The sequence below is a fragment of the Herbaspirillum sp. NPDC101396 genome (genome assembly GCF_044767365.1).
GTDB lineage: Bacteria > Pseudomonadota > Gammaproteobacteria > Burkholderiales > Burkholderiaceae_D > Herbaspirillum.
The window spans coordinates 444981-466987 of sequence record NZ_JBIWNT010000005.1 but is presented as its reverse complement, the minus strand read 5'-3'; the positions used below and the strand labels follow the sequence as shown (position 1 = coordinate 466987).

18 protein-coding genes are annotated in these 22007 nt (G+C 64.1%); 17 read left to right on the top strand and 1 reads right to left on the bottom strand.

Annotated elements, in window-relative coordinates:
* Positions 1–87 precede the first annotated feature (87 nt).
* From ACIROY_RS19485 to ACIROY_RS19405, 17 genes are all read left to right on the top strand, one after another.
* The gene (locus ACIROY_RS19485; protein ID WP_402343415.1) at positions 88–1854 is read left to right on the top strand and encodes a diguanylate cyclase domain-containing protein; all 1767 of its coding nucleotides are present in this window, start codon (positions 88–90) and stop codon (positions 1852–1854) included.
* Positions 1855–1944: 90 nt separating this feature from the next.
* Positions 1945–2913 carry a LysR family transcriptional regulator gene (locus tag ACIROY_RS19480; protein ID WP_402275889.1) on the top strand — a complete coding sequence of 323 codons (969 nt, stop codon included), beginning with the start codon at positions 1945–1947 and terminating at the stop codon, positions 2911–2913.
* A gap of 96 nt (positions 2914–3009) precedes the next feature.
* Entirely contained in the window at positions 3010–4203 is a 1194-nt protein-coding gene (locus tag ACIROY_RS19475; protein WP_402343412.1) for a CaiB/BaiF CoA transferase family protein, read from the top strand.
* Positions 4200–5159, top strand: coding sequence for a hydroxymethylglutaryl-CoA lyase (locus ACIROY_RS19470; RefSeq protein WP_402275886.1), 960 nt, complete (start codon positions 4200–4202; stop codon positions 5157–5159). The genes ACIROY_RS19475 and ACIROY_RS19470 overlap by 4 nt, the downstream gene beginning before the upstream one ends.
* Before the next feature lie 73 nt (positions 5160–5232).
* A complete protein-coding gene (locus ACIROY_RS19465; RefSeq protein WP_402275883.1) occupies positions 5233–6579 on the top strand; it encodes an MFS transporter in 1347 nt (448 codons plus the stop codon).
* Between the two features lie 396 nt (positions 6580–6975).
* Entirely contained in the window at positions 6976–7923 is a 948-nt protein-coding gene (locus tag ACIROY_RS19460) for a TauD/TfdA dioxygenase family protein (protein ID WP_402343409.1), read from the top strand.
* A gap of 104 nt (positions 7924–8027) precedes the next feature.
* Positions 8028–9578: an ABC transporter substrate-binding protein gene (locus tag ACIROY_RS19455; RefSeq protein ID WP_402343406.1), complete on the top strand. Its 1551-nt coding sequence runs from the start codon at positions 8028–8030 to the stop codon at positions 9576–9578.
* Between the two features lies 1 nt (position 9579).
* Positions 9580–10497, top strand: coding sequence for an ABC transporter permease (locus ACIROY_RS19450; protein ID WP_402343403.1), 918 nt, complete (start codon positions 9580–9582; stop codon positions 10495–10497).
* Positions 10490–11389 (top strand): ABC transporter permease, encoded by a 900-nt coding sequence (locus ACIROY_RS19445; RefSeq protein WP_402275873.1) that lies wholly within the window; start codon positions 10490–10492, stop codon positions 11387–11389. Before ACIROY_RS19450 ends, ACIROY_RS19445 begins: the two co-directional genes overlap by 8 nt.
* Positions 11389–12408, top strand: a complete 1020-nt coding sequence (locus ACIROY_RS19440) for an ABC transporter ATP-binding protein (protein WP_402343400.1) — start codon at positions 11389–11391, stop codon at positions 12406–12408. Before ACIROY_RS19445 ends, ACIROY_RS19440 begins: the two co-directional genes overlap by 1 nt.
* The gene (locus tag ACIROY_RS19435; RefSeq protein WP_402343397.1) at positions 12405–13484 is read left to right on the top strand and encodes an ABC transporter ATP-binding protein; all 1080 of its coding nucleotides are present in this window, start codon (positions 12405–12407) and stop codon (positions 13482–13484) included. The genes ACIROY_RS19440 and ACIROY_RS19435 overlap by 4 nt, the downstream gene beginning before the upstream one ends.
* Before the next feature lie 41 nt (positions 13485–13525).
* Positions 13526–14689: an acyl-CoA dehydrogenase family protein gene (locus ACIROY_RS19430; protein ID WP_402275864.1), complete on the top strand. Its 1164-nt coding sequence runs from the start codon at positions 13526–13528 to the stop codon at positions 14687–14689.
* A 10-nt stretch (positions 14690–14699) separates the two neighbouring features.
* The gene (locus ACIROY_RS19425; RefSeq protein ID WP_402343394.1) at positions 14700–16166 is read left to right on the top strand and encodes a hypothetical protein; all 1467 of its coding nucleotides are present in this window, start codon (positions 14700–14702) and stop codon (positions 16164–16166) included.
* 26 nt (positions 16167–16192) lie between these two features.
* On the top strand, positions 16193–17614 hold the full coding sequence (locus ACIROY_RS19420) for an LLM class flavin-dependent oxidoreductase (RefSeq protein ID WP_402343391.1): 1422 nt from the start codon (positions 16193–16195) through the stop codon (positions 17612–17614).
* A gap of 16 nt (positions 17615–17630) precedes the next feature.
* Positions 17631–18476, top strand: coding sequence for a TauD/TfdA dioxygenase family protein (locus ACIROY_RS19415; protein WP_402343388.1), 846 nt, complete (start codon positions 17631–17633; stop codon positions 18474–18476).
* Positions 18477–18495: 19 nt separating this feature from the next.
* Positions 18496–19965, top strand: a complete 1470-nt coding sequence (locus ACIROY_RS19410; protein ID WP_402343385.1) for an FAD/NAD(P)-binding protein — start codon at positions 18496–18498, stop codon at positions 19963–19965.
* A gap of 19 nt (positions 19966–19984) precedes the next feature.
* The gene (locus ACIROY_RS19405) at positions 19985–21382 is read left to right on the top strand and encodes an LLM class flavin-dependent oxidoreductase (protein WP_402343382.1); all 1398 of its coding nucleotides are present in this window, start codon (positions 19985–19987) and stop codon (positions 21380–21382) included.
* Positions 21383–21706: 324 nt separating this feature from the next.
* Here the strand turns inward: ACIROY_RS19405 and ACIROY_RS19400 are convergent, their stop codons facing one another.
* Complete coding sequence (locus tag ACIROY_RS19400) at positions 21707–21964, bottom strand: hypothetical protein (RefSeq protein WP_157137835.1); 258 nt, start codon at positions 21962–21964, stop codon at positions 21707–21709.
* Between the last annotated feature and the right edge of the window lie 43 nt (positions 21965–22007).

Below are 22007 nucleotides of genomic sequence, written 5' to 3'. Positions count from 1 at the left end.
ACCGTCCGCAGCGGATCGCATCGCATCGCGTCTTGCGCGGCGACGGAAAACATTAAAACAAGCAGGCAAAAAAGCAAGGAACGGCACATGATCCACCTACTCCGCTCATCATCGTCGCTGGCGAAGGTGTTGGTGTTGCCGTTCATCGGACTGATCCTGCTGGTGTCGCTGCTGGTCGGCGTCCTGTCTTATCTTGCCGGGAGGCATGCGGTGGTGTCGGTGGCCGAGCAATTGCTCGACCAGACCGCCGATCGCGTGGCGCTGACCGTCGAGCGCCACATCGACGGCGCCGCCTCGGTGCTGGAATCGGCCTTTCCACGCGGCTTGCCGGCGGCAACCGACCTCAACACCGACCTCGACAACCTGCGTTCGCGCTTCTGGATTTCGACCTCCCTGCATCCGGAACTCAATAACTATGTGTTCTACGGTAACCGCGGCGGTGACTTCGTCGGCCTGTTCCGCTACGCGCTCGACGACGCAGAACTGCGCGTCAAGCGGGCCACCGTCGGCTATCGCAGCGCCTACCGTTTCACCAGCGTGGACGGCCAGCTCAGCATGCCGAAGAACGACGCCACCGACTTCGATCCGCGCGCGCGGCCGTGGTACGTCGCCGCCCAGCACAGCGACCGTGACGTCTGGAGCGACATCTACATCAACTACTGGGACAAGGACCTGGTCGCCACGCGCGCGCGCCGCGTGCTGTCGAAGAGCGGCCAGTTTGAAGGCGTGGTAGCCACCGACGTTTCGCTCAAGGCGCTCAATGACTTCGTCAGGGGTTTGCATGTCAGCCGCCACGGTGAAGTCTTCATCATGGAATCCAACGGCCATCTGATCGCCTCCTCCAACGGCGAGAACGTCTATACCGAACAGCAAGGCAAGGTCGGCCGCCTGCGCGCCGAGAACAGCCGCAGCCTGATCATCCGCAACGCCTACGGCACGCTGCAGAAGCACCTCGCCGAGATCGAAAACATGGGCGGCGCCGACACTACCTTCACCTTCAGCGGCCAGGACGGCGAACTGACCTACGCCGCCTATTCGTGGGTGCGCGACGGCGCCGGCCTGTCCTGGGTGACCGTGGTGGCGGTGCCGCGCAGCGACTTCCTCGACACGCTCGACCAGAATGCGCGCTGGACCGTGGTGATCGCGGTGCTGGCGGTGGCCATCGCACTGGCGCTCGGCCTCAGTATCGTGCAGTGGGTGGTGCGCGACGTGCGCCGGCTGTCGCGTGCGGCGGCGCGCATCGGCAAGGGCCAGATGAACGTCGCGCTGAAGATCGAGCGGCGCGACGAGATCGGCCAGCTGGCGCAGAACTTCATGGAAATGCAGAACGAGCTCAGCACCGACAAGCTGACCGGCGTCACCAGCCGTGCGGCAGTGCTGCGCTACCTCGACGCGGCTGTCCACAAGCGCGGCCGTCGCGCCGCCGAGCTGTTCGACAAGTTCACGGTGATGTTCATCGACCTGAACCGCTTCAAGGCAATCAACGACAAGCTCGGCCATGAGTATGGCGACCTCACGCTGATCGAAGTCGGCCAGCGCCTGCGCTCCATCATGCGCGACGACGACGTGGTGGCGCGTTTCGGCGGCGACGAATTCGTGCTGGTGTTCTGGGGCGTCGCCGACGCTGCCTTCGCCGACAAAGTACGCAAGAAAATCGAAGGCGTGCTGGCGCCGCCGCTGCTGTGCCTGCAGGATGTCGAGGGCGCCGACGGCATGACCGTGGGCGCTTCCGTCGGCGTGTCCTTCTATCCGCAGGATGCGAAAGATGCCGAGACACTGATCAAGCTGGCCGACCAGGGCATGTATGAAGACAAGGCGGCCGGCCGCAAGGACGGCGAAGAGCCACGTCGCTGATGCAGGGATGATGCAACTCGAGCAGAGGCGCCGGAGTAGTGGCACACTGCACGCTGAAAATATCGATCCACCGCGACCCTCGGCAACTCCATGACGCTCACCAGCAACCTGCTACGCCGCCTCGATCTCACCACCTTGCGCCTGTTCGTCTCGGTGCAGGAAGAGGGCACCCTCACGCGGGCCGCCGCACGTGAGGCGATCGCGGTCTCCGCCGCCAGCAAGCGCCTGGTCGAACTGGAACAAGCCATCGGCGTCGCCCTGTTCGTGCGCCACGCGCGCGGCATGGAACTGACGCCGGCCGGCGAGACGCTGTTCACGCATGCGCGCCGCGTGCTGCTCAGCGTCGAGACCATCGGCCTCGAATTATCCGAACATGCACAGGGTGTGCGCGGCTACGTGCGCATGGTCGCGAATCTGTCGGCCATCGTCGAGTTCCTGCCGGAAGACCTGATGGCGTTTTCACGCTTGCATGAGCAGGTCAAGCTCGACCTCGAAGAACGTCCCAGCGGCAGCGTAGTCAAGGGCGTGCAGGACGGCTGGGCCGATCTTGGCATCTGTTCCGGCGACACCGAGACCCACGACCTGCAAACCGGCCTGTATCGCCGCGACCGGCTGGTGCTGGTGATGCGCGACAACCATGCGCTGGCCGGCGGCAAGACGGTCGCCTTCGCCGACACGCTCGACTTCGACCACGTCGGCCTGCATGCCGACAGTTCCATCAACGCGCGCACTCACCTCGCCGCACGCAGTAGCGGCAAGTCGCTCAAGATGCGCATCCATGTGCCCGGCTTCGACGCCGTGTGCCGCATGGCGCAGGCCGGCATGGGACTGGGTGTGATTCCTTCCGGCGTGTACGAAGCGATCGGACGCTCGCTCGGCCTGACCGCGATTCCGCTGAGCGACGACTGGGCCAGCCGTGAGCTGAAGATCGTGGTGCGCGACCTCAAGGGTTTGTCGCCGGTGTCGCGTGCGCTGTACGATTACCTGGTCACGGCGGAAGACCGGGCCGGCGCCGGTGCAGCGAGCAAGCCTGGACAAGAAAAGAAAAAGAAAAAATAGCGAGCGTTCGCGTTTGGCGAACGCTGCTTGCCGATTTGCGGTTGGACGTCGGAGACAGTCATTCCTATCCTGTAAAAAAGGAAGAAGGAGACTGTAATGAGTGGACCACTCAAAGGAATACGCGTCATCGAGATCGGCACCCTGATCGCCGCACCGTTCGCCGCGCGCGTGATGGCCGAGTTCGGCGCCGACGTGATCAAGATCGAAGCCCCCGTCAACGGGGATCCCATCCGCAAATGGCGCAAGCTGCACGAGGGCACCTCGCTGTGGTGGTACCTGCAATCGCGCAACAAGAAATCGCTGTCGGTCAACCTGAAGTCGACGCAAGGCATCGCGCTGATCAAACAGCTCGCGGCCGATGCCGACGTGCTGATTGAAAACATGAAGCCCGGCGCGCTGGAAAGCCTCGGCCTCGGCTGGGACGTACTGCAGGAAATCAATCCCAAGCTGACCCTGGTGCGCATCTCCGGCTACGGCCAGACCGGCCCGTACAAAGACCGTCCCGGTTTCGGCGCCATCGGCGAAGCCATGGGCGGCATCCGCTACACCACCGGCGAACCCGACGGCGTACCGGCGCGCGCCGGCATCAGCCTGGGCGATTCGCTGGCCTCGCTGCATGCGGTGATCGGCGCACTGATGTCGCTGCTGCGCGTGAAGACTGGACAAGGCCTGGGCCAAGTGGTCGACGTCTCGCTGGTCGAGAGCGTGTTCAACCTGATGGAAAGCCTGGTGCCCGAATACGACCTGCTCGGCCACGTGCGCGAACGCAGCGGTGGCGCCTTGCCCGGTATTGCGCCGTCGAACACGTATCCGACCCGCGACGCCGGCTACGTCGTCATCGCCGGCAACAGCAACCCGATCTTCAAGCGCCTGATGCACGCCATCGGCCGCGCCGACCTGGCCGACGATCCGGCCTTCGAACACAACGACGGCCGCGTGCGGCAAGTCGCGCTACTCGATGCCGCCATCGCCGGCTGGACCTCCCTGCACAGCATGGAACACGTGCTGGCGGTGCTGGAACAGGCCGGCGTGCCGTCGGGCCGCATCTATTCCATCGCCGACATCGTCGCCGATCCGCATTACCAGGCGCGCGACATGATCCTGTCGGCGCAGCTGCCCGGCGGCGTCAAGGTCAAGATGCCGGGCATCGTGCCCAAATTGTCCGACACGCCCGGCGAGATTCATTGGCAAGGTCCTGCGCTCGGTGAACACACCGTCGAGGTGCTGTCCGGCCTCGGACTGGATGCGGCGGAAATCCGCCGCCTGCAACAGGAAGGAGTGGTGCAATGAGCGCCGTCAAAAACAACGATGCCAACCGCCTGATCGTGCAGGAAGTGGCGCCGCGCGACGGCTTGCAGATCGAGCCGAGCTGGGTGTCCACCGAAGACAAGATTGCGCTCATCGACGGACTGTCGCAAGCCGGCTTCACGCGCATCGAAGCGGGCTCGTTCGTATCGCCGAAGGCGATCCCGGCGCTGCGCGACGGCGATGAAGTGTTCCGCCGCATCGCCCGCCAGGACGGCGTCACCTATGTCGCGCTGATTCCCAATCTCAAGGGCGCCGAGCGCGCGCTGCTGGCCGGCGCCGATGAACTCAACATGGTCATGTCGGCCAGCCAGACCCACAACCGCGCCAACATGCGCATGAGTTGCGAAGCATCGCTGGCCGGCTTCGGCGACATCGTCGCGCTGGCGCGCCGGCCGGGCATGGATGTCACACTGAACGCGACCATCGCCACCGCCTTCGGCTGTCCGTTCGAAGGCAGCATCGACGAAGACCGCGTGCTGGCCATCGTCGACGCCTATCTGCGGCTCGGCGTCGACGGCATCACGCTGGCCGACACCACCGGCATGGCCAACCCGCGCCAGGTCGCGCGCATCGTGCGGCGCGTGCTGGCGGTGTTGCCGGCGGCGGCGCTGACGCTGCATTTCCACAATACGCGCGGGCTCGGACTGGTCAACGTCGTGGCCGCCTACGAAGTCGGCGCGCGCCGTTTCGATGCAGCGCTCGGCGGACTCGGCGGCTGTCCGTTCGCGCCGGGCGCCTCGGGCAACATCTGCACCGAGGACCTGGTCAACCTGTGCGACGAAACCGGCATCGCGACCGGCATCGACCTGCCGCAACTGCTGGCCCTGTCGCGCAAATTGCCGGCGCTGCTGGGCCATGAAGTGCCGGGCCAGCTCGCCAAGGCGGGACGCAACTGCGACCTGCATCCGATACCGGCCGCGCTGCAAGCGGCCGCCTGAAGAACAACCACAAGAGCACATCGCCATCAACCACCGGCGCGGCATTCTCCATGCCGCGCCCACAGGAGACAACATGCATACCAACACCGCAGCAGGGTCGGCATCGGCCCCGCAAGAACTAGTCACGCCGCACGAGCTCAATCATGACGACAGCCTGGTCGCCATCGTGCGCAAGGCCGCCTGGCGCATCATGCCGCTGATCATGATCTGCTATTTGTTCGCGTTCTTCGATCGCATCAACATCAGCTTCGCCAAATTCCAGCTGCAGGGCGACCTCGGCCTGAGCGACACCGCCTACGGTCTCGGCGCCAGTCTGTTCGTGGTCGGCTACGTCTTGTTCGAAGTGCCGAGCAACATGTTCCTCTACAAGGTCGGTGCGCGCCGTTGGATCGCCCGCATCATGATTTCATGGGGACTGGCGACGGCGGCGATGGTGTTCGTCTCCAGCGAATGGCAGTTCTACGCGCTGCGCTTTGTGATCGGCGCGATGGAAGCGGGCTTCGCACCCGGCGTGCTGTACTACCTGACGCTGTGGTTCCCGGCCTCGTATCGCGGCCGCATCACTTCGATGCTGTTCCTGGCGTCGGCGTTCGCCGGCCTGATCGGCGCGCCGGTGTCGGGCATGATCCTCGGTCACATGGAAGGCGCCTTCGGCATCCGCGGCTGGCACTGGCTGTTCATGCTGGGCGGCTTGCCATGTATCGGTCTTGGCCTGGTGGTGTTGTGGCAGCTCAAGGACAAGATCGAAGACGCCGGCTGGCTGACCAAGCGCGAGCAGCAGATCCTCGCCGCCAACGTCACGCGTCCGAGTGCGCACGAGCGCGGCCACTCGCTGCTCAGCGCCATCAGGACGCCGGGTTTCCTGATGCTGGGCCTGGTGTACTTCCTGATCCAGGTCGGTTCCTACGGCCTCAACTTCTGGGCGCCGCATCTGATCCGCACCGCCGGCACGCAGAATCCGACCATCATCGGCCTGCTCACTGCAGTGCCTTATATCTGCGGCGCAGCGGCGATGATCATCGTCGGCCGCTTGTCGGATGCACGCGGTGAACGCCGCCGCTTCGTGATCGGCTTGCTGGTGCTGGCGACCATCGGCTTCTTCGCCGCCGGTGTGTTTGAAAAACAGACCGTGTTGCTGATCGTCGCGCTGGGCGTCATGGGCGCCGGCGTGGTGGCCGCCATCCCGGCCTTCTGGGCGCTGCCGCCCAAACTGGTCACCGGCGCCGGCGCAGCAGCAGGCATAGCATTAATTAATACGCTGGGCCAGCTCGGCGGCATCGTCAGCCCGGTCATGGTCGGCCGCATCAAGGACCTGACCGGCAGCACCACGCCGGCGTTGTATGCGATCGGCGGCATGACCCTGCTGTGCGCCTTGCTGCTGACCTTTGCGATGCCGGCCAGCTTGCGCGAGAAGGAATGAGCTCTTTGCCATCGCAGTAAAAACTGCGATAAAACGCGCAGTAAAGAAAGCGCTCCGGCTCTCCGCCGGCGCGCTTTTTTCATGTGCAGAAAACTTGCTGAAACGTCGTATTCCACAACAAAGCGAAGGCCGTAAACCGCATACCCATATTCGCTTTGGCGCCGCCTCTGCTTGACCGGAGGAAACGCAACAATCCCTTCTAAAGTTATACGAAATCGTTCTTGGACTCGGACGATTTTCGCTTCCTATAATCGCCTTCACCCCATCGCATCCTACCCGGACTGTAGGGATGCACTTCTCCATACCTGAAGATCGCGAGCGTTATCCGTTGCGTTGAAAGTATGGACCACGACTTCCGATATTTCGTTGCTGCGCGCAACTACGCATGGAGAAATGATGAACGCGATCACCCGTAACGCCATCCCGACTTATCAACGCATCAGCGTCAAGCCATCGGCCGTGCACATCGGCGCAGAGATTTCCGGCGTCGACCTGGCTCGTCCGCTGGCGTCTGAAGAAATCGCCGAGATCCGCGCGGCGCTGCTGCAATGGAAAGTGATCTTCTTCCGCGACCAGCACCTGAGCCACGCCCAGCACGTCGCCTTCGGCAAGCAGTTCGGCGACCTCACGCTGGGGCATCCGGTGTTCGGCTACGAGCCCGGCTATCCGGAGGTCTATTCGGTCGGCCGCGATCGTTTCAAGAGCCGCTTCGACGGCGCACGCCTGGTGCGGCCGTGGACCGGCTGGCATACCGATGTCACCGCCGCGATCAATCCGCCGGCCGCCTCCATCCTGCGCGGCGTGGTGATTCCGCCCTATGGCGGCGACACCCAGTGGACCAACCTGGTGGCCGCTTACCACGGCCTGTCGCCGGCCTTGCGCGCCTTCGTCGACACCTTGCAGGGCGAGCACAAGTTCACGCCGCCGGAAGGCAACAAGGCCAAGCAGGAATTCGTCAGCAAGGTCGCGGCCACGCCGCTGGTCAGTCACCATCCGCTGGTGCGCGTGCATCCCGAGACCGGCGAGAAGGCCTTGTACGTCAGCCCGTCCTTCCTCAAGAACATCGTCGGCCTGCATCCGCGCGAGAGTGAGCAGTTGCTGGCGCTGCTGTTCGAACACGTGGTGCGTCCGGAATACACGGTGCGCTTCAAATGGGAAGAAGGTTCGCTGGCGTTCTGGGACAACCGTTCCACCGCCCACCTGGCGCCGGTCGACATCTACGAGACCGAGTTCGAGCGCCAGCTGTACCGCATCACGCTGGTCGGCGACGTGCCGGTCGGCCCTGACGGCAAGCCCTCGGTCAGCATCGAAGGCGAGCCGGTGGCGGCGCACAGCGTCGAGTAATTCCGGATCATCGGCGACGCCTGCGTCAGTGCGGGCTGTCGTTCACTTTTCATTTATTTGTCTACAACAAACAGGGCGCGACCGCGTCACGAGGGAGTTTTTGCATGGTGTTTTCCAAAGTCATCAGGGCGTTGCTGGCCGGCGGCGTACTCGCCGCATCGGTGCTGGCGTCCGGCGTCGTTCATGCCACCACCGACAAGCCGGCGGTCGATCGCGACACGCTGGTGGTCGGCGTGGAAAAGGAGTTCCAGAACCTTGACGGCCTGGTCACCATCAGCGGCGATTCGCTGCGCTACGGCTGGCAAATATACGACACGCTGTACGGCTTCGACCTGGAGGGCAAGATCGTGCCCCGCCTGGCGACCAGCGTGACGATTTCACCCGACTCCAAGGTGTTCACCTACAAGCTGCGCAAGGGCGTGAAGTTCCACAACGGCACGCAGTTCACCTCCAGGGACGTCAAGGCCTCGGTCGAGCACATCCTCGATCCCAAGAGCAAGAGCACGCGTCGCCCTTACTTCGCACCGATCGTCGACAGCATCGAGACGCCGGACCCTTACACTGTCACCTTCAAGCTGAAAGTGCCGGACGGCGCCTTCCAGAACAAGGTCGCCGGCTACCTGTACATCTTGCCCGGCGACTACCTCGCCAGCCTGGCCAATCCGGATGCCTTCGCCCAGGCGCCGGTCTCGCTCGGCCCCTACAAGGTCAAGCGTTATGCACCGGGCGGCAGCGAACTGGTGCTGGAGCGCTTCGACGATTTCTGGGGTGAAAAACCGAAGATCAAGACCCTGATCTTCAAGGCCATCACCGAACCGGTCAGCCGCGTCAACGCCATCCTGCGCGGCGAGATCGACGTCGCCGTGGTGTTGCCATTCCCCGACTACGACCGCCTGAAGAAGGAAGCCGGCCTCGACGTGATTTCGTCGCCGGTAGCCTCGCCGCTGTACATCCGTGTCTACACCGACGATCCGGCCTCGCCGTTCTCCAAGCGTGAAGTGCGCCAGGCGCTGAGCTATGCGATCGACACCAACGCCATCATCAAGAGCGTGCTGCACGGCGTCGGCGAACCGCTCGGCACCTTCATCTCCAACTACTATCCGTACGGCGCGAAAAAGTCGATCAAGGCCTATCCCTACGATCCGAAGAAGGCCAGGGAACTGCTGGCCAAGGCAGGCTATCCAAGCGGCTTCGAGACCACGCTGAACATCCAGGGCGACCTGCCGAAAGAATTGTCGGAAACCGTCGCCGCCTACTGGGGCCAGATCGGCGTCAAGGTCAAACTCAATCGCCTGACCTACGCCGCCTTCCAGCGCCTGAACAATACCCATGCCTCCGGTCCGCTGGCCCTGTCGCAATTCACCAACGCCTTGTATGACCCGATCCATCCGGTCGGCGGCGCGTTCTCCAAGGACGGCTCCTGGTCCAACTATAACAATCCGGAAGTCGAGGCCTTGCTGCAAAAGGTCAACAGCGTCTCCGGCGCACAGCAGCGCGGCGAGATCTTCGAGCAGGTCGGTCAGATCCTGCATGACGACGCCGCCGGCTTCTTCCTGTCCGAGTATTTCTACATCTACGCCAAGAAGAAGAGCGTGCAGTGGGATGTGCAAAAGGGCTCCGGCTTCCTGAACTTCCGCACGGCAGGCTGGAAATAACATGCCGGCTTTCCTGCTGCGCCGCATCGGCTCCGCCCTCGTCACCTTGCTGCTGATGTCGGTGCTGATCTTCGTCATGGTGAGAATGGTCGGCGACCCGGCTCACCTGATGATGCCGCCGGAAGCAACGGAAGCCGACCGCGCGCTGTTCCGCGAACAGCTCGGCCTCAACGATCCGGTGCCGGTGCAATATGCGCGCTTTCTCTCCACCATCGTGCGCGGCGACTTCGGCAATTCCTTCCACTTCGGCGTGCCGGCGCTGAGCATCGTCGAAGACCGGCTCGGTCCGAGCCTGCTGCTGACCTTGAGCGCGCTGGCGTTTGCAATTTTTACGGGCGTGCCGCTGGGCATTGCGGCGGCGGTGAAGAAGGATGGTTTCGCCGATCAGTTCTCAAAAATATTTGCGGCGCTCGGCCAGGCCGCACCGCCGTTCTTCTTTGCGCTGTTGTTCATCCGCCTGTTCTCGGTCGGCCTCGGTTGGCTGCCCACCGGCGGCTACGGCAGCTGGCAGCATCTGGTGCTGCCGGTGATCGCATTGGGCTGGTATTCAGCCGCCGGTTTGTGCCGGCTGACGCAGGCCAACCTCACCGCGGTGCTGCAATCGGAGTACGTCAAGATGGCGCGCATCAAGGGCGTGCCGGAACACGTGGTGGTGGTCAAGCACGCGCTCAAGAATGCGGCGCTGCCGGTGATCACTTTTGCGGCGTCGCAGTTCGGCATCCTGATCGGCGGCGCGGTGTCGATCGAAGCGGTGTTCTCCTGGCCCGGCTTCGGCAGCCTGATGGTGGAATCCATCAACCAGCTCGACTTCACCGTGGTGCAAGCCGCCGTGATCGTTTCCACCCTGCTGTTCATCGTGATCAATTTCACGGTGGACCTGTTGTACGCCCTGATCGATCCGAGGATTAGCCATGTCTGACGCCATCATCCAGCACGCTCCATCGTTGCCGCAGTCGTCCGTGCCGGCAGTACGCTCGTCCCGTCCCGCCTGGTTGCGCTGGACGCGGCACTGGCAGTTCCATCTGTCGGTGGCGGTGCTGGCGGTGGTCATCGTTTCGGCCGCGCTGGCGCCATGGCTGACCGCCTACGATCCCAACGGCATCGACCTCGGCAGCGCCTTGCAGGCGCCGTCGCTGGCGCATTGGTTCGGCACCGACCAGCTCGGCCGCGACGTGCTCAGCCGCACCATGTTCGGCGCCCGGCTGTCGCTGTTCATCGCGTTCTGCGCTGTCTTCCTGGCGGGTTGCGGCGGCACGCTGATTGGCATTCTGTCGGCCTATTTCGGCGGCTGGATCGACAGCGTCACGATGCGCCTGGCCGACATTCAATATTCCTTGCCGCCGGTGATCCTGGCGATGGTGGTGATCGGCGTGATCGGTCCCAACACCGCCAACGTCATCATCGTTGTCACTATCGCCAACTGGGCGCGCTTCGCCCGCGTGATCCGCGCCGAAGCGCTCAGCATCAAGCACCGCGACTATGTCTTGCTGGCGCGCCTGGCCGGGGCTTCGCCGTTGCGCGTGGCCTTGCGCCATATCCTGCCGAACGTACGCAATACCTTCCTGGTGCTGTTGACGCTGGATATCGGCCTGATCATCATCCTGGAAGCGGCGCTGAGTTTCCTCGGCCTCGGCGTGCAGCCACCCGATCCGTCGTGGGGCACCATGATTTCCGACGGTCGCGGCCAGCTCGAACACGCGTGGTGGACTTCGGTCATGCCCGGCATCGTGATGATGCTGACTGTGCTGGCCGCCAACCTTGCGGGTGACCATTTGCGCGAAGGCACGCGCCTGATTGGCGAGGTCGACTGATGGGCGCGGCGGATATCCCTAATCACGAAGTCTTGCGCAAGGAAGTGTTGAGGGTCAGCGGCCTGACCTCCGACATCGCCACACCGGGCGGTCGCGTCAAGGTGGTCGACGGCATCAGCTTCGGCCTGCGCGCAGGCGCGACATTGGGGCTGGTGGGCGAGTCCGGTTCGGGCAAGAGCATGACCTGTCTGTCCATCCTCAACCTGTTGCCGGCATTCGGCCGAGTCACCGGCGGCTCGGTGCTGTTCAAGGGCGAAGACCTGGCGACCAAGTCCGCCGACGAGATGCGCAAGATCCGCGGCGGCCAGATCGGCATGATCCTGCAGGATCCGATGACCTCGCTCAATCCGCTCTACCGCATCGGCGACCAGATCGGCGAAGTCTTCAAATACCATCACGGCGAGCGCAGCAAGCGCAGCCGCTGGCAGCGCGCCATCGACGTCATGAAGCGCGTGCACATTCCCGCCCCGGCGCAACGCGCGGCGGCTTATCCGCACCAGTTCAGCGGCGGCATGCGCCAGCGCATTTCGATCGCCATCAACGTCGCCTGCCAGCCCGACCTGCTGATCGCCGACGAGCCGACCACTGCGCTCGACGTCACCATCCGCCAGCAGATCCTGCGCCTGCTCAAGGAAATCCAGCGCGAGCGCGGCACCGCCATCATCCTCGTCACGCACGACCTGCACACGGTATCCAAGTTCTGTGACGAGGTGGCGATCATGTATGCCGGCCGCATCGTCGAGCAAGGTCCGGTGGCGCGCATCTTCGCCAGGCCGGCGCATCCCTATACACGCGGCCTGCTCGACGCCACACCGAAGATCAGCGCCGACATGGCGCGCCTGCAGGAAATTCCGGGCCAGCCGCCGGCCGCCGGCCAGCACGGCAGCGGTTGCCGTTTCGCTTCGCGCTGCACCCGCGCGGCTGCGTTGTGCAGGGAATCGTATCCGCCGCTGGCGGCCACTGATGGCGATGGGCTGCATCAGGTGGCGTGCTGGTATCCGCTCGAGACCGCAGCATGAATAAAACATCTGAAAGCGCTTATATCGAGGTCAGCGACCTGAAGAAGGATTATCAGGTGCGCCGTCATTTCCTCGCCCGTCCGGCCACGCTGGCGGCGGTGGCGGGGGTGTCGTTCACGATCGAGCAGGGCGGTACCTTCGGCCTGGTCGGCGAATCGGGCTCGGGCAAATCGACCATCGCCAAACTGATCATGGGCGCCGAGCGCCCGACCTCGGGGCAGGTCGTCATCGACGGCCATCGTTTCGGCCCGCAGGCATCGGCGAGCGAGGATGCCTGGCGTTACCGCGCCCTGCAGCCGGTGTTGCAAGACCCTTACGGTGCGCTCAATCCGCGCATGAAGATCGGCAACATCATCGCCGAACCGCTGCGCATCCAGCGCTGGAAACAATGGAGCCGCCTCGCCGGCAATCCTGGCGCGGACGGAGCTGTCCCCGCGCTTGCCAACAGCGATGCCTACGCCCAACGCGTGGCCGAGCTGCTGGAACTGGTCGGCCTGCGCGCCGACTATGCCGAGCGCCTGCCCAACGAACTCAGCGGCGGCCAGCGCCAACGCGTGGCGATCGCCCGCGCACTAGCGCTGGAGCCGCGCATCCTGGTGCTGGACGAACCTGTGTCGGCGCTCGACGTCTCGATCCAGGCGCAGGTGCTGAACCTGCTCAAGGACGTGCAGGCCGAACTCAATCTGACCTATCTGCTGATCTCGCACGACCTCGCCGTGGTCGCCTACATGAGCACGCAGATCGGCGTGCTCTACCTCGGCCAGTTCATGGAGATCGGCAGCAAGGAGCAGGTCGTCAATCGTCCGGTCCATCCCTATACGCAAGCCTTGATCGCCGTATCGGATCCCGACAGCGGACTCGATGACGACGTTGTGACGGGAGAAATCCCGTCGCCGCTGAATCCGCCTTCGGGCTGCCCATTCCATCCACGCTGCCCGCGCGCCGACAGCCGCTGCGCCGAGAGCAAGCCTTTGCTGCGTCAGCTCGGACCGGGGCACTGGGCCGCCTGCCACTACGCCGAGGCAATTGCACAGACAGATGAGAGCACCGACATCGTGAGCGCCATCGCCGCATAAGCGCAGCGGCCGCTCATCCCATATTCATATCAGGAGACAACATGGCAAGCCCCCACACCATCCTCGAGCGCGACGAATTCCGCACGCTCGACCAGCTCGCGCGCACCGATTTCCGCGCCTGGAGCATCGCCCACGAACGCGACGGCAAGCTGCCGGTCGAGAACCTCACGCGCATCCATGCGCTCGGCCTGCTGCACGCCGCAGCGACCAGCAACAACGGCGGTCGCGACGGCAGCCTGCTGGGCCGCGATCCCGGCGTCTTCCTGCAGGCGGTGCGCACCATCGCGCGCGGCGACAGTTCGACCGCGCACTGTTATCAGGTGCATAACCACACGCTGTGGCTGCTGGAAGAACTCGGCACGCCGCAGCAGCGCGAGCGCTTCCTGCAACCGCTGACTTCCAAGTTCAGCCTGCTGGCCTCGGTCGGCAGCGAGCCGGGCCGCACCAACATGTACGTGATGCAGACCAAGGCCAAACGCGTCGACGGCGGCTGGCAGCTCAACGGCGTCAAGAACTTCGCCACCAACGGCCCGCTGGCCGACTACATCATCGCCTTCGTGGCGATCGATGGCGTCGACGATTATTTCAAGAACCACATGATGGTGATTCTCGAGCCGGACATGCCCGGCATCACGCTCAGCGACGATTGGTACCAGCCGCACGGCATGCGCGCCGCGCGCAGCTCGGTGATCACGCTGCAGGACGTGTTCGTACCGGACAGCCATGTGCTGGGCGAGCCGGGTTCCTATCCCAAAGGTCGTTGGCAAGGTCGGTATCACCTCGGCTTCGCGGCAAATTACCTGGGCGCGTCGGAAGGTCTGTATGGCTGGTATCTCGACTACATCAAGGGACGCGGCCGCGCCACCAATGCGATCACGCAGCTGCGCACCGGCGAGATGCGCATCACGCTCGACAGCGCCGCCGCCTTGTTCAATGTCGCCATCGAGAGCTGGCAGAAATCCGACGTGGTGGCGTCCGAACTGATTTCCATGAGCGCCAAGTCGGCCGCGGCGCATGCGGCCTTCAAGCTGACGCAGACCGTGGTGCACGCCTCCGGCGCGACCGCGCAGTTCGACGAACATCCGCTCGGCCGCTATATCCGCGACCTGGAAACTCACGTGCTGCACGCCGGTCACGACCGCACCGCGCAGATCCTCGGCCAGGCCGAGCTGGGCGAGCAGTTCGACTCGACCTTGCAACGCTAGTCATCTTGCCGTGAACCGACTCGCCGACAAATTGCCGCTGACCGCATTCTTGCCACGACTGTCGTTCGGCAGTCGCGCGGTGTGGTCGACGCTGGCTTTGAGCACGGTGGCGGTGGGTGTGTTGTTGCGCGACTTGCTGGCGGGACATGCAACGGCAATCTGGTTCGGCTACGCCGCCGATCTCGGCCTGACGGTCTACCTGCTGTGCGAGGTGCATGTGCTGGCGCGCATCGTCAAGACCACCGTGTGGCTGACCTTGCTGCTGGCGCTGGCGGCGCTGCTGTCGTGGCCATCCGGCTGGCAGGTGGTGGCGCAGGGACTCGACCGTTCCACGACGGTGGCGGCGATTCTGGCGGCGATGGGCTTCATGGTGGAGGCGGCGCGTACTTCGCCGCTGATCCGCCGCGTCGGCTACACCGTGATCGGACAACCGAAGTCGCGTCGCTATGTGGTGCTGACCGCTGGTGCGCATCTGCTGGCGATCGTGCTCAACGTCGGCGCGATCAACCTGCTGGGCAACATGGTCCGGCGCAGCAACACGCTGGCAGCCGCCGGCGGCGACGCGCAATTGCAGGCGCAGCGTCTGCGCGAATCGTCGGTGGCGATCATCCGCGGCTTCGGCACGATGGCGATGTGGTCGCCGCTGTCGATCGGTTTTGCGGTGGCGCTGGCCTCGGTGCCGGCCTTGCACTGGCAGGAATTGCTGCCCTACGCGATGGCCCTGTCGCTGAGCTATCTGCTGCTCGGCTGGCTGCTGGACGGGGTGCACTGGAAGACTGCTGCGGCGATCAACACGTCATCGCCGCGCGCCGACTGGCGTGCGGTCCACGGCTTCGTCGCGTTGATCCTGGCCGTGATCGCCGCAGCATTGGCGGCGGCGTTCGCGCTGCATGCCAGCGTCAGCGACGGCGTGATGCTGGTGGTGCCGCCGGTGGCCCTGCTGTGGCTGGTGCGCCAGTACGCACGCGCCGGCGTGTCGTCAGCGCTGGCGCTGACGGCGCGGCGCATGCGGCAGCGCCTGTTTCAAATCTTTCCGGGCTTTCGCACCGAGATCTGCATGATCGCCTCGGGCGCTCTGCTCGGCACGCTGCTCGGCCACGCGCTGCATTTGCAGGCAATCCCGGCTTTGCTGGCGCAGGCGGCTTTGCATCCGGTGCTGCTGGCCGGCTTGCTGCTGCCGGCGATCATCGCGGTGGCGCAGCTTGGTGTCGGCGCGGTGGTCGGCATCGGCATCGTCAGCGCGGCGATTCCCGATCCGGCTTTGCTGGGATTGAAGCCGGTGGTGCTGGCCTTCGTGTTCCTGTCGAGCTGGGTGCTGGCCGGCGGCATCACGCCATACGGCGCCACCATCGCCATCATGGCGCGCGCCGCCGACGTGCCGGGACGCGTCGTCGCGTTGCAATGGAACGGCCGCTTTACGCTGACCGGTTACGGAGTCAGCCTGGCGTGGTTCGCGGCGCTGCAGGCATGGACCTGAATACAAATTTTTGAAATGAGGATGACATGAGTAAAAAAACCGGCAAGGAAATCAGGATCAACGCCTTCGTGACGTTTGCACCCAGCCATCTGTCGCCGGGCTTGTGGTCGCATCCGCAGGACAAGTCGCTCGACTACAACACGCTGGAGTTCTGGAGCAATCTCGCGCGCGTGGCCGAGCAGGGCAAGTACGACGGCCTGTTCTGGGCCGACGGCATCAGCACCTACGACGTCTACGGCGGTTCGCACGATGCCGGCATCCGCGGCGCCCTGCAATTCCCGCGCCTCGATCCGTTGTTGCTGGTGGCGGCGATGGCGCAGGTCACCGAGCATCTCGGCTTTGCCGTGACCAGCAGCGTAACGTACGAGCCGCCGTACCTGTTCGCGCGCCGCATGTCGACGCTCGATCAGCTGACCAGGGGACGGGTAGGCTGGAACATCGTGACCAGCTTCGGCGACTCCGGCAGCAAGGCGCTCGGGCTCGGTCCCAGCAAGCCGCACGACCTGCGCTACGAGATCGCCGACGACTATCTCGACGTGGTCTACAAGCTGTGGGAAGGCAGCTGGGAAAACGACGCCGTCAAACGCGACCGCGCCACCAAGACCTTCGCCGATCCGTCCAAGGTACACGTGATCCGTCATGAAGGGCCGCACTACCAGATCGAGGGCGTGCACTTCAGCGAGCCGACGCCGCAGCGCACGCCGCTGCTGTACCAGGCCGGTTCGTCGGGACGCGGCAAGGACTTCGCCGCGCGCCATGCCGAATGCGTGTTCGTCAGCGCGCCGTCGAAGAACATCATTCGCGCCTCGGTCGCCGACACACGGCAGCGCGCCGCACAACTGGGTCGCAATCCGGAAGACATCCTGTTCTTCATGCTGCTGACCGTGATCGTCGGCCGTACCGAAGCCGAGGCCAAGGCCAAGCTCGAAGACTACCGCCGCTACGTCAGCCCGGAGGGCGCGCTGGCGCTGTTCTCGCGCTGGAGCGGCGTCGACCTGGCCGGACGCGACGTCAACGAGCCGCTGCAATACGCCAAGAGCGAAGGCATGCAATCGACCATCGAAGGTTTCACCGTGGCTGATCCCGATCGCGTCTGGACCATCGGCGAGCTGGCGCAGCACAACGCCATCGGCGGCAAGGGTCCGGTGCTGGTCGGCACGCCCGAACAGGTCGCCGACATCATGCAGGAATGGATGGACGAGACTGACATTGACGGTTTCAACCTGAGCTACACGCTGCTGCCGCAAAGCCACATCGATTTCGTCGAACTGGTGGTGCCGGAGTTGCAGAAGCGCGGCGTCTACAAGAAGGAATACCGCGCCGGCACGCTGCGCGAAAAACTCTATGGCGCCGGCCCGCGCCTGCCCGACACGCATCCGGCGGCGGCGTTCCGGCGCGGCGCCGATGCAGCCGCAGATGCTCTCGCCGCCGCTGCCGAAATTCAATAACATCAAGGAGGCTTTCATGACAACAACAGCAGCAACACGTTACGAAACCATCAAGGTCAAGCCGGTCACGCCGCTGATCGGCGCCGAGATCGACGGCATCGACCTGACCCGTCCGCTTGAGCCGCAGCAAATTGCGGAAGTGCGCCAGGCGCTGTTGGACCACCTGGTGATCTTTTTCCGCGACCAGCCGCTGACGCTGGAGCAGCACAAGCGCTTCGGCCGCTATTTCGGCGAATTGCACGTGCATCCCAACACCAAAGGTCCGGAAGGCCATCCCGAAATCCTGCCGATCCACGCCGACCACAACACCGTGCGCATCGCCGGCGACCGCTGGCATTCGGACGTCTCGTGCGACGCCGAACCGCCGCTGGGCAGCATCCTGCATCTGCAGACCTTGCCCGAGCACGGCGGCGACACGCTGTTCTCGAATACCTATGCCGCCTATGAAGCGCTGTCGCCGGGCCTGCAGACTTACCTGCTGGGACTCACCGCGACGCACGACGGCGAGCAGGTGTATCGCAGCCGCAATCGCGGCAAGGGCATCGACGACCGTGACCGCGTCTATCCGAAGTCTTCGCATCCGATCGTGCGCACGCATCCGGAGAGCGGCCGCAAGGGCTTGTTCGTCAATTCCAATTTCACGACGCACATCGACAATGTGCCGCGCGAAGAGAGTGCGGCGATCCTCGCTTTCCTGTACCAGCATCTGGCCAAGCCGGATTTCCAGGTGCGCTTTCGCTGGCAGCCGGATTCGATCGCGTTCTGGGATAACCGCAGCGCCCAGCATCTGGCGGTGTGGGACTACTACCCGCAAGTGCGTTCCGGTTACCGCGTGACCGTCAAGGGCGACAAGCCGTTTTAAATTCCACCCAGGAGGCCGCATGTCCAACCACACCACACAACGCTCGGTCGCCATCGTCGGCGGCGGCATGGCCGGAACGCTGGCCGCGATCCGTCTGCTGCGCCAGGCGCAGACGCCGCTGCTGATCCGCATCTTCGATCCGAATCCCGAACTGGGACGCGGGCTGGCGTATTCCACCCCCGACTTCAGCCACCGCCTCAACGGCCCGGCCAAGGCCTTCAGCCTGCGTCCCGACGACGCCGCGCATTTCGCCAACTGGCTGCAATTGCGCGCCGACCGATCGGGCTGGAACGAGTTCGACGACAAGCTGCTGGCGTTCGCGCCGCGCTGGATGTTCGGCGACTACCTGCGCGACGAGTTGCGGCTGGCGTTGCAGGACGCTGCACCCGGCGTTGAAGTCGAACACATCCTGGCCAAGGTCAGCGACGTCAGCGAAGATCACGGCCGCGTGCGCGTGACGGTCGACAACGGCCACGCCGTGCGCGAGTTCAGCGCCGATCATCTGTTGCTGGCGCCTGGCGTATTCAAGTCGCGTCCCGGTTTTGCCGTCACGCAGGCGCTGGAAGACGATGGCCGCTACCTGGCCGATCCGTGGAATCCGGATGCACTCGACAAGCTCAAGGGCGCCACCGACGTGCTGCTGATCGGCAGCAGCCTGACCATGATCGACGCCGTGGTGGCGCTGGAGGCGCGAGGCTATCGCGGCAAGTATCACGTGGTTTCGCGGCGCGGCCTGGTGCCGGTGGCGCGCCATGAAGTGGCGGCGTGGCCCGAGTTCCTGACCGACACCGGCGCACCCACGACCGCGCGCGACATCTTGCGCACTGTGCGGGCGCAGATTGCGAAGGCCAAGGACAGTGGCGACGACTGGCAACGCGTGGTGATGGCGGTGCGTCCGCATCTGACGCGCCTGTGGAAGGCTGCCGCACTGAGCGAGCGCCAGCGCTTCATGCGCCACGTGCGCGCGTACTGGGACATGTTCCTGCATCGGGTGCCGCCGCCGAGTGCGGAGGTCTTTGACGCAGTGCGCGCTGCCGGTCGCTTGCAGGTGCATACCGGCACGCCGGTCGAACTGCATGAAGAGTCGGGCGGCAAGGTCGCGGTGGCGGTGCGCCTGCGCGGCCAGCAGCAAGTGCAGCCGGCATTGACGCTGGTGGCCGACGCCGTGATCAATTGCACCGGCTTCGAATACGTGTGGAAGCGCGTCAGCGGCGAACCGTTGCTGGGTCGTTTGCTGGAGAAGGGTTATGTACGCCCGAGCGCACTCAATCTCGGCATCGACGCCGATCCGCAGACGCTGGCCGTGATCGGCGCCGACGGCCAGCCCTCGACCCTGATCTCTACCAGCGGCCTGCCCTTGCGCGGCGTGCTGTTCGAGTCCGGCACCATCGCCGAATTGTTGCGCCAGGCAGTGCTGCTGGCGCCGCGTCTTGATGCGGCCGGCAATCACAGCAATCAAAATTACGCGGCTGCGTTGAACGCGGCCTAGTTGCATCCAAGGAAAAATCATGGCAAAAGAAATCCGCATGAACGCCTTTGCGCTGCACAGCCCGGTGCATCACTCGCCGGGCCTGTGGCGCCATCCGCGTGATCGCTCGCTGACCTACAACACGCTCGACTACTGGGTCAATCTGGCCAAGGTGCTGGAGCGCGGCTTCATCGATGCGCTGTTCATGGCCGACAGCATCGGCGTCAACGACGTCTTCGGCGGCAATCTCGACACGGCGCTGCGCTACGGCGCGCAGGTGCCGAAGCAGGATCCGATGCTGTCGATTTCGGCGATGGCTTACGCGACGAAGCATCTCGGCTTCGGCGTCACCAGCAACGCCAACCACGAGCCGCCGTATGTGTTCGCGCGGCGCATGTCGACGCTGGATCACCTGACCAACGGCCGCATCGGCTGGAACATTGTCACCGGCCACAGCACCAGCGGCGTGCGCGCGCTCGGCCACAGCAAGGTGACGGCCCACGACGAGCGCTATGACATCGCCGACGAATACATGGACGTGGTCTACAAGCTGTGGGAGTCGAGCTGGGAAGATGGCGCCGTGCTGCGCGACGTCGCCACCGGCGAGTTCGCCGATCCGCGCCTTATCCACAAGATCGTGCACGAAGGAAAATACTTCAAGCTGGAAGGCGTGCACCTGACCGAGCCGTCGCGCCAGCGCACGCCGGTGTTGTTCCAGGCCGGTTCGTCGACGCGCGGCAAGGCCTTCGCCGGCCGCCATGCCGAATGCATCTACCTGAGCGGCCCGAGCATCAAGACCATCGCGCCGGTGGTGGCCGATACGCGCAGCCAGGCAGTGCTGGCGGGGCGCCACGCCGACGACATCAAGTTCTTCTCGATGGCGACCATCATCGTCGGTCGCACCGAAAAGGAAGCGCAGGAAAAATTCCGCGACTACCAGAACTACATCAATCCGCAGGCGGCGCTGGCGATGTTCTCGGGCTGGACCGGCATCGATTTTTCCAAATATGATCCCGACGAGCCTATCCGTTACCTCAAGCTCGACGCCGGCATCAGTTCGGCGCTGGAAAATTTCACCATCGGCGATCCGAACCGTGTCTGGACTGTCGGCGAACTGGCGCGCCACAACGCCATCGGCGGCCGCGGTCCGTTGTTCATCGGCTCGGTGGAGCAGGTGGCCGACGCCATCGAGCACTGGGTCGATGCCACCGACGTCGACGGCCTCAACCTGAGTTATGCCGTGACGCCGGAGGCCTACGAGGATTTTGCCGACCTGGTGGCGCCGGAACTGCAGCGGCGCGGCCGCTACAAGACCGCGTATCAGGAGGGTACGTTGCGCGAGAAGCTGGGCGGCGCCTCGCCCTTGTTGCCGGCACGGCATCCGGCGGCGGGATTCCGTCAGGGACGGAATCCTGAGGTAGTGGCGGCGGCAGCGTAGTTATGAAAAATCCGCGCATGCATGCTCGGATTGATTCGTAGCTGCGCGGCGGCGGGGCAGGTATAGTGAACTCACGCTATCCTCTCCTGCGCAGCAGCGCCAACATGTGAACAGATTCAGTGAGCGGATTCAATGCGCAGCCACTTTGCAGATAGCACTGGGCCGCGCGAATCTCCTCACCGAATCTGTTCACCTGTCGGGGTTGCAATATGAACAGATTTTCACAATCTTTTTGCGCAAATTCAAAAAAGCCCCGTCACGGCAACGTGCGGGGCTTTTTGTTTGGGGATGCAAGATCAGGTGGAGCAGTCCTGCAAAAATTCTCTATTTTTTGTAGCTGTACACGCCGATGCGCGCATTCGGATCGATCTGACGAATGTAGAGCTGGTAAGTATCGCCGCTGCTGGTCTTCAGCTTGGCCATCTTGCTTTGCTTGCAACATGACGGGCAGGCCACCTTCTTTTCCTGGATCGGGCGCGCGTCGGGCGACAGCTGCAGCATGAGCTGGCCGCAGTGCGGGCACGCCAGGCTGATGTCTTGCCCGTAGATTGTTGCGTGGGATGTCTGTGTGTTCGATTTCATGGTCGATTATTCTTATGGGGGGGGCGATTATAACCAAAGCCGC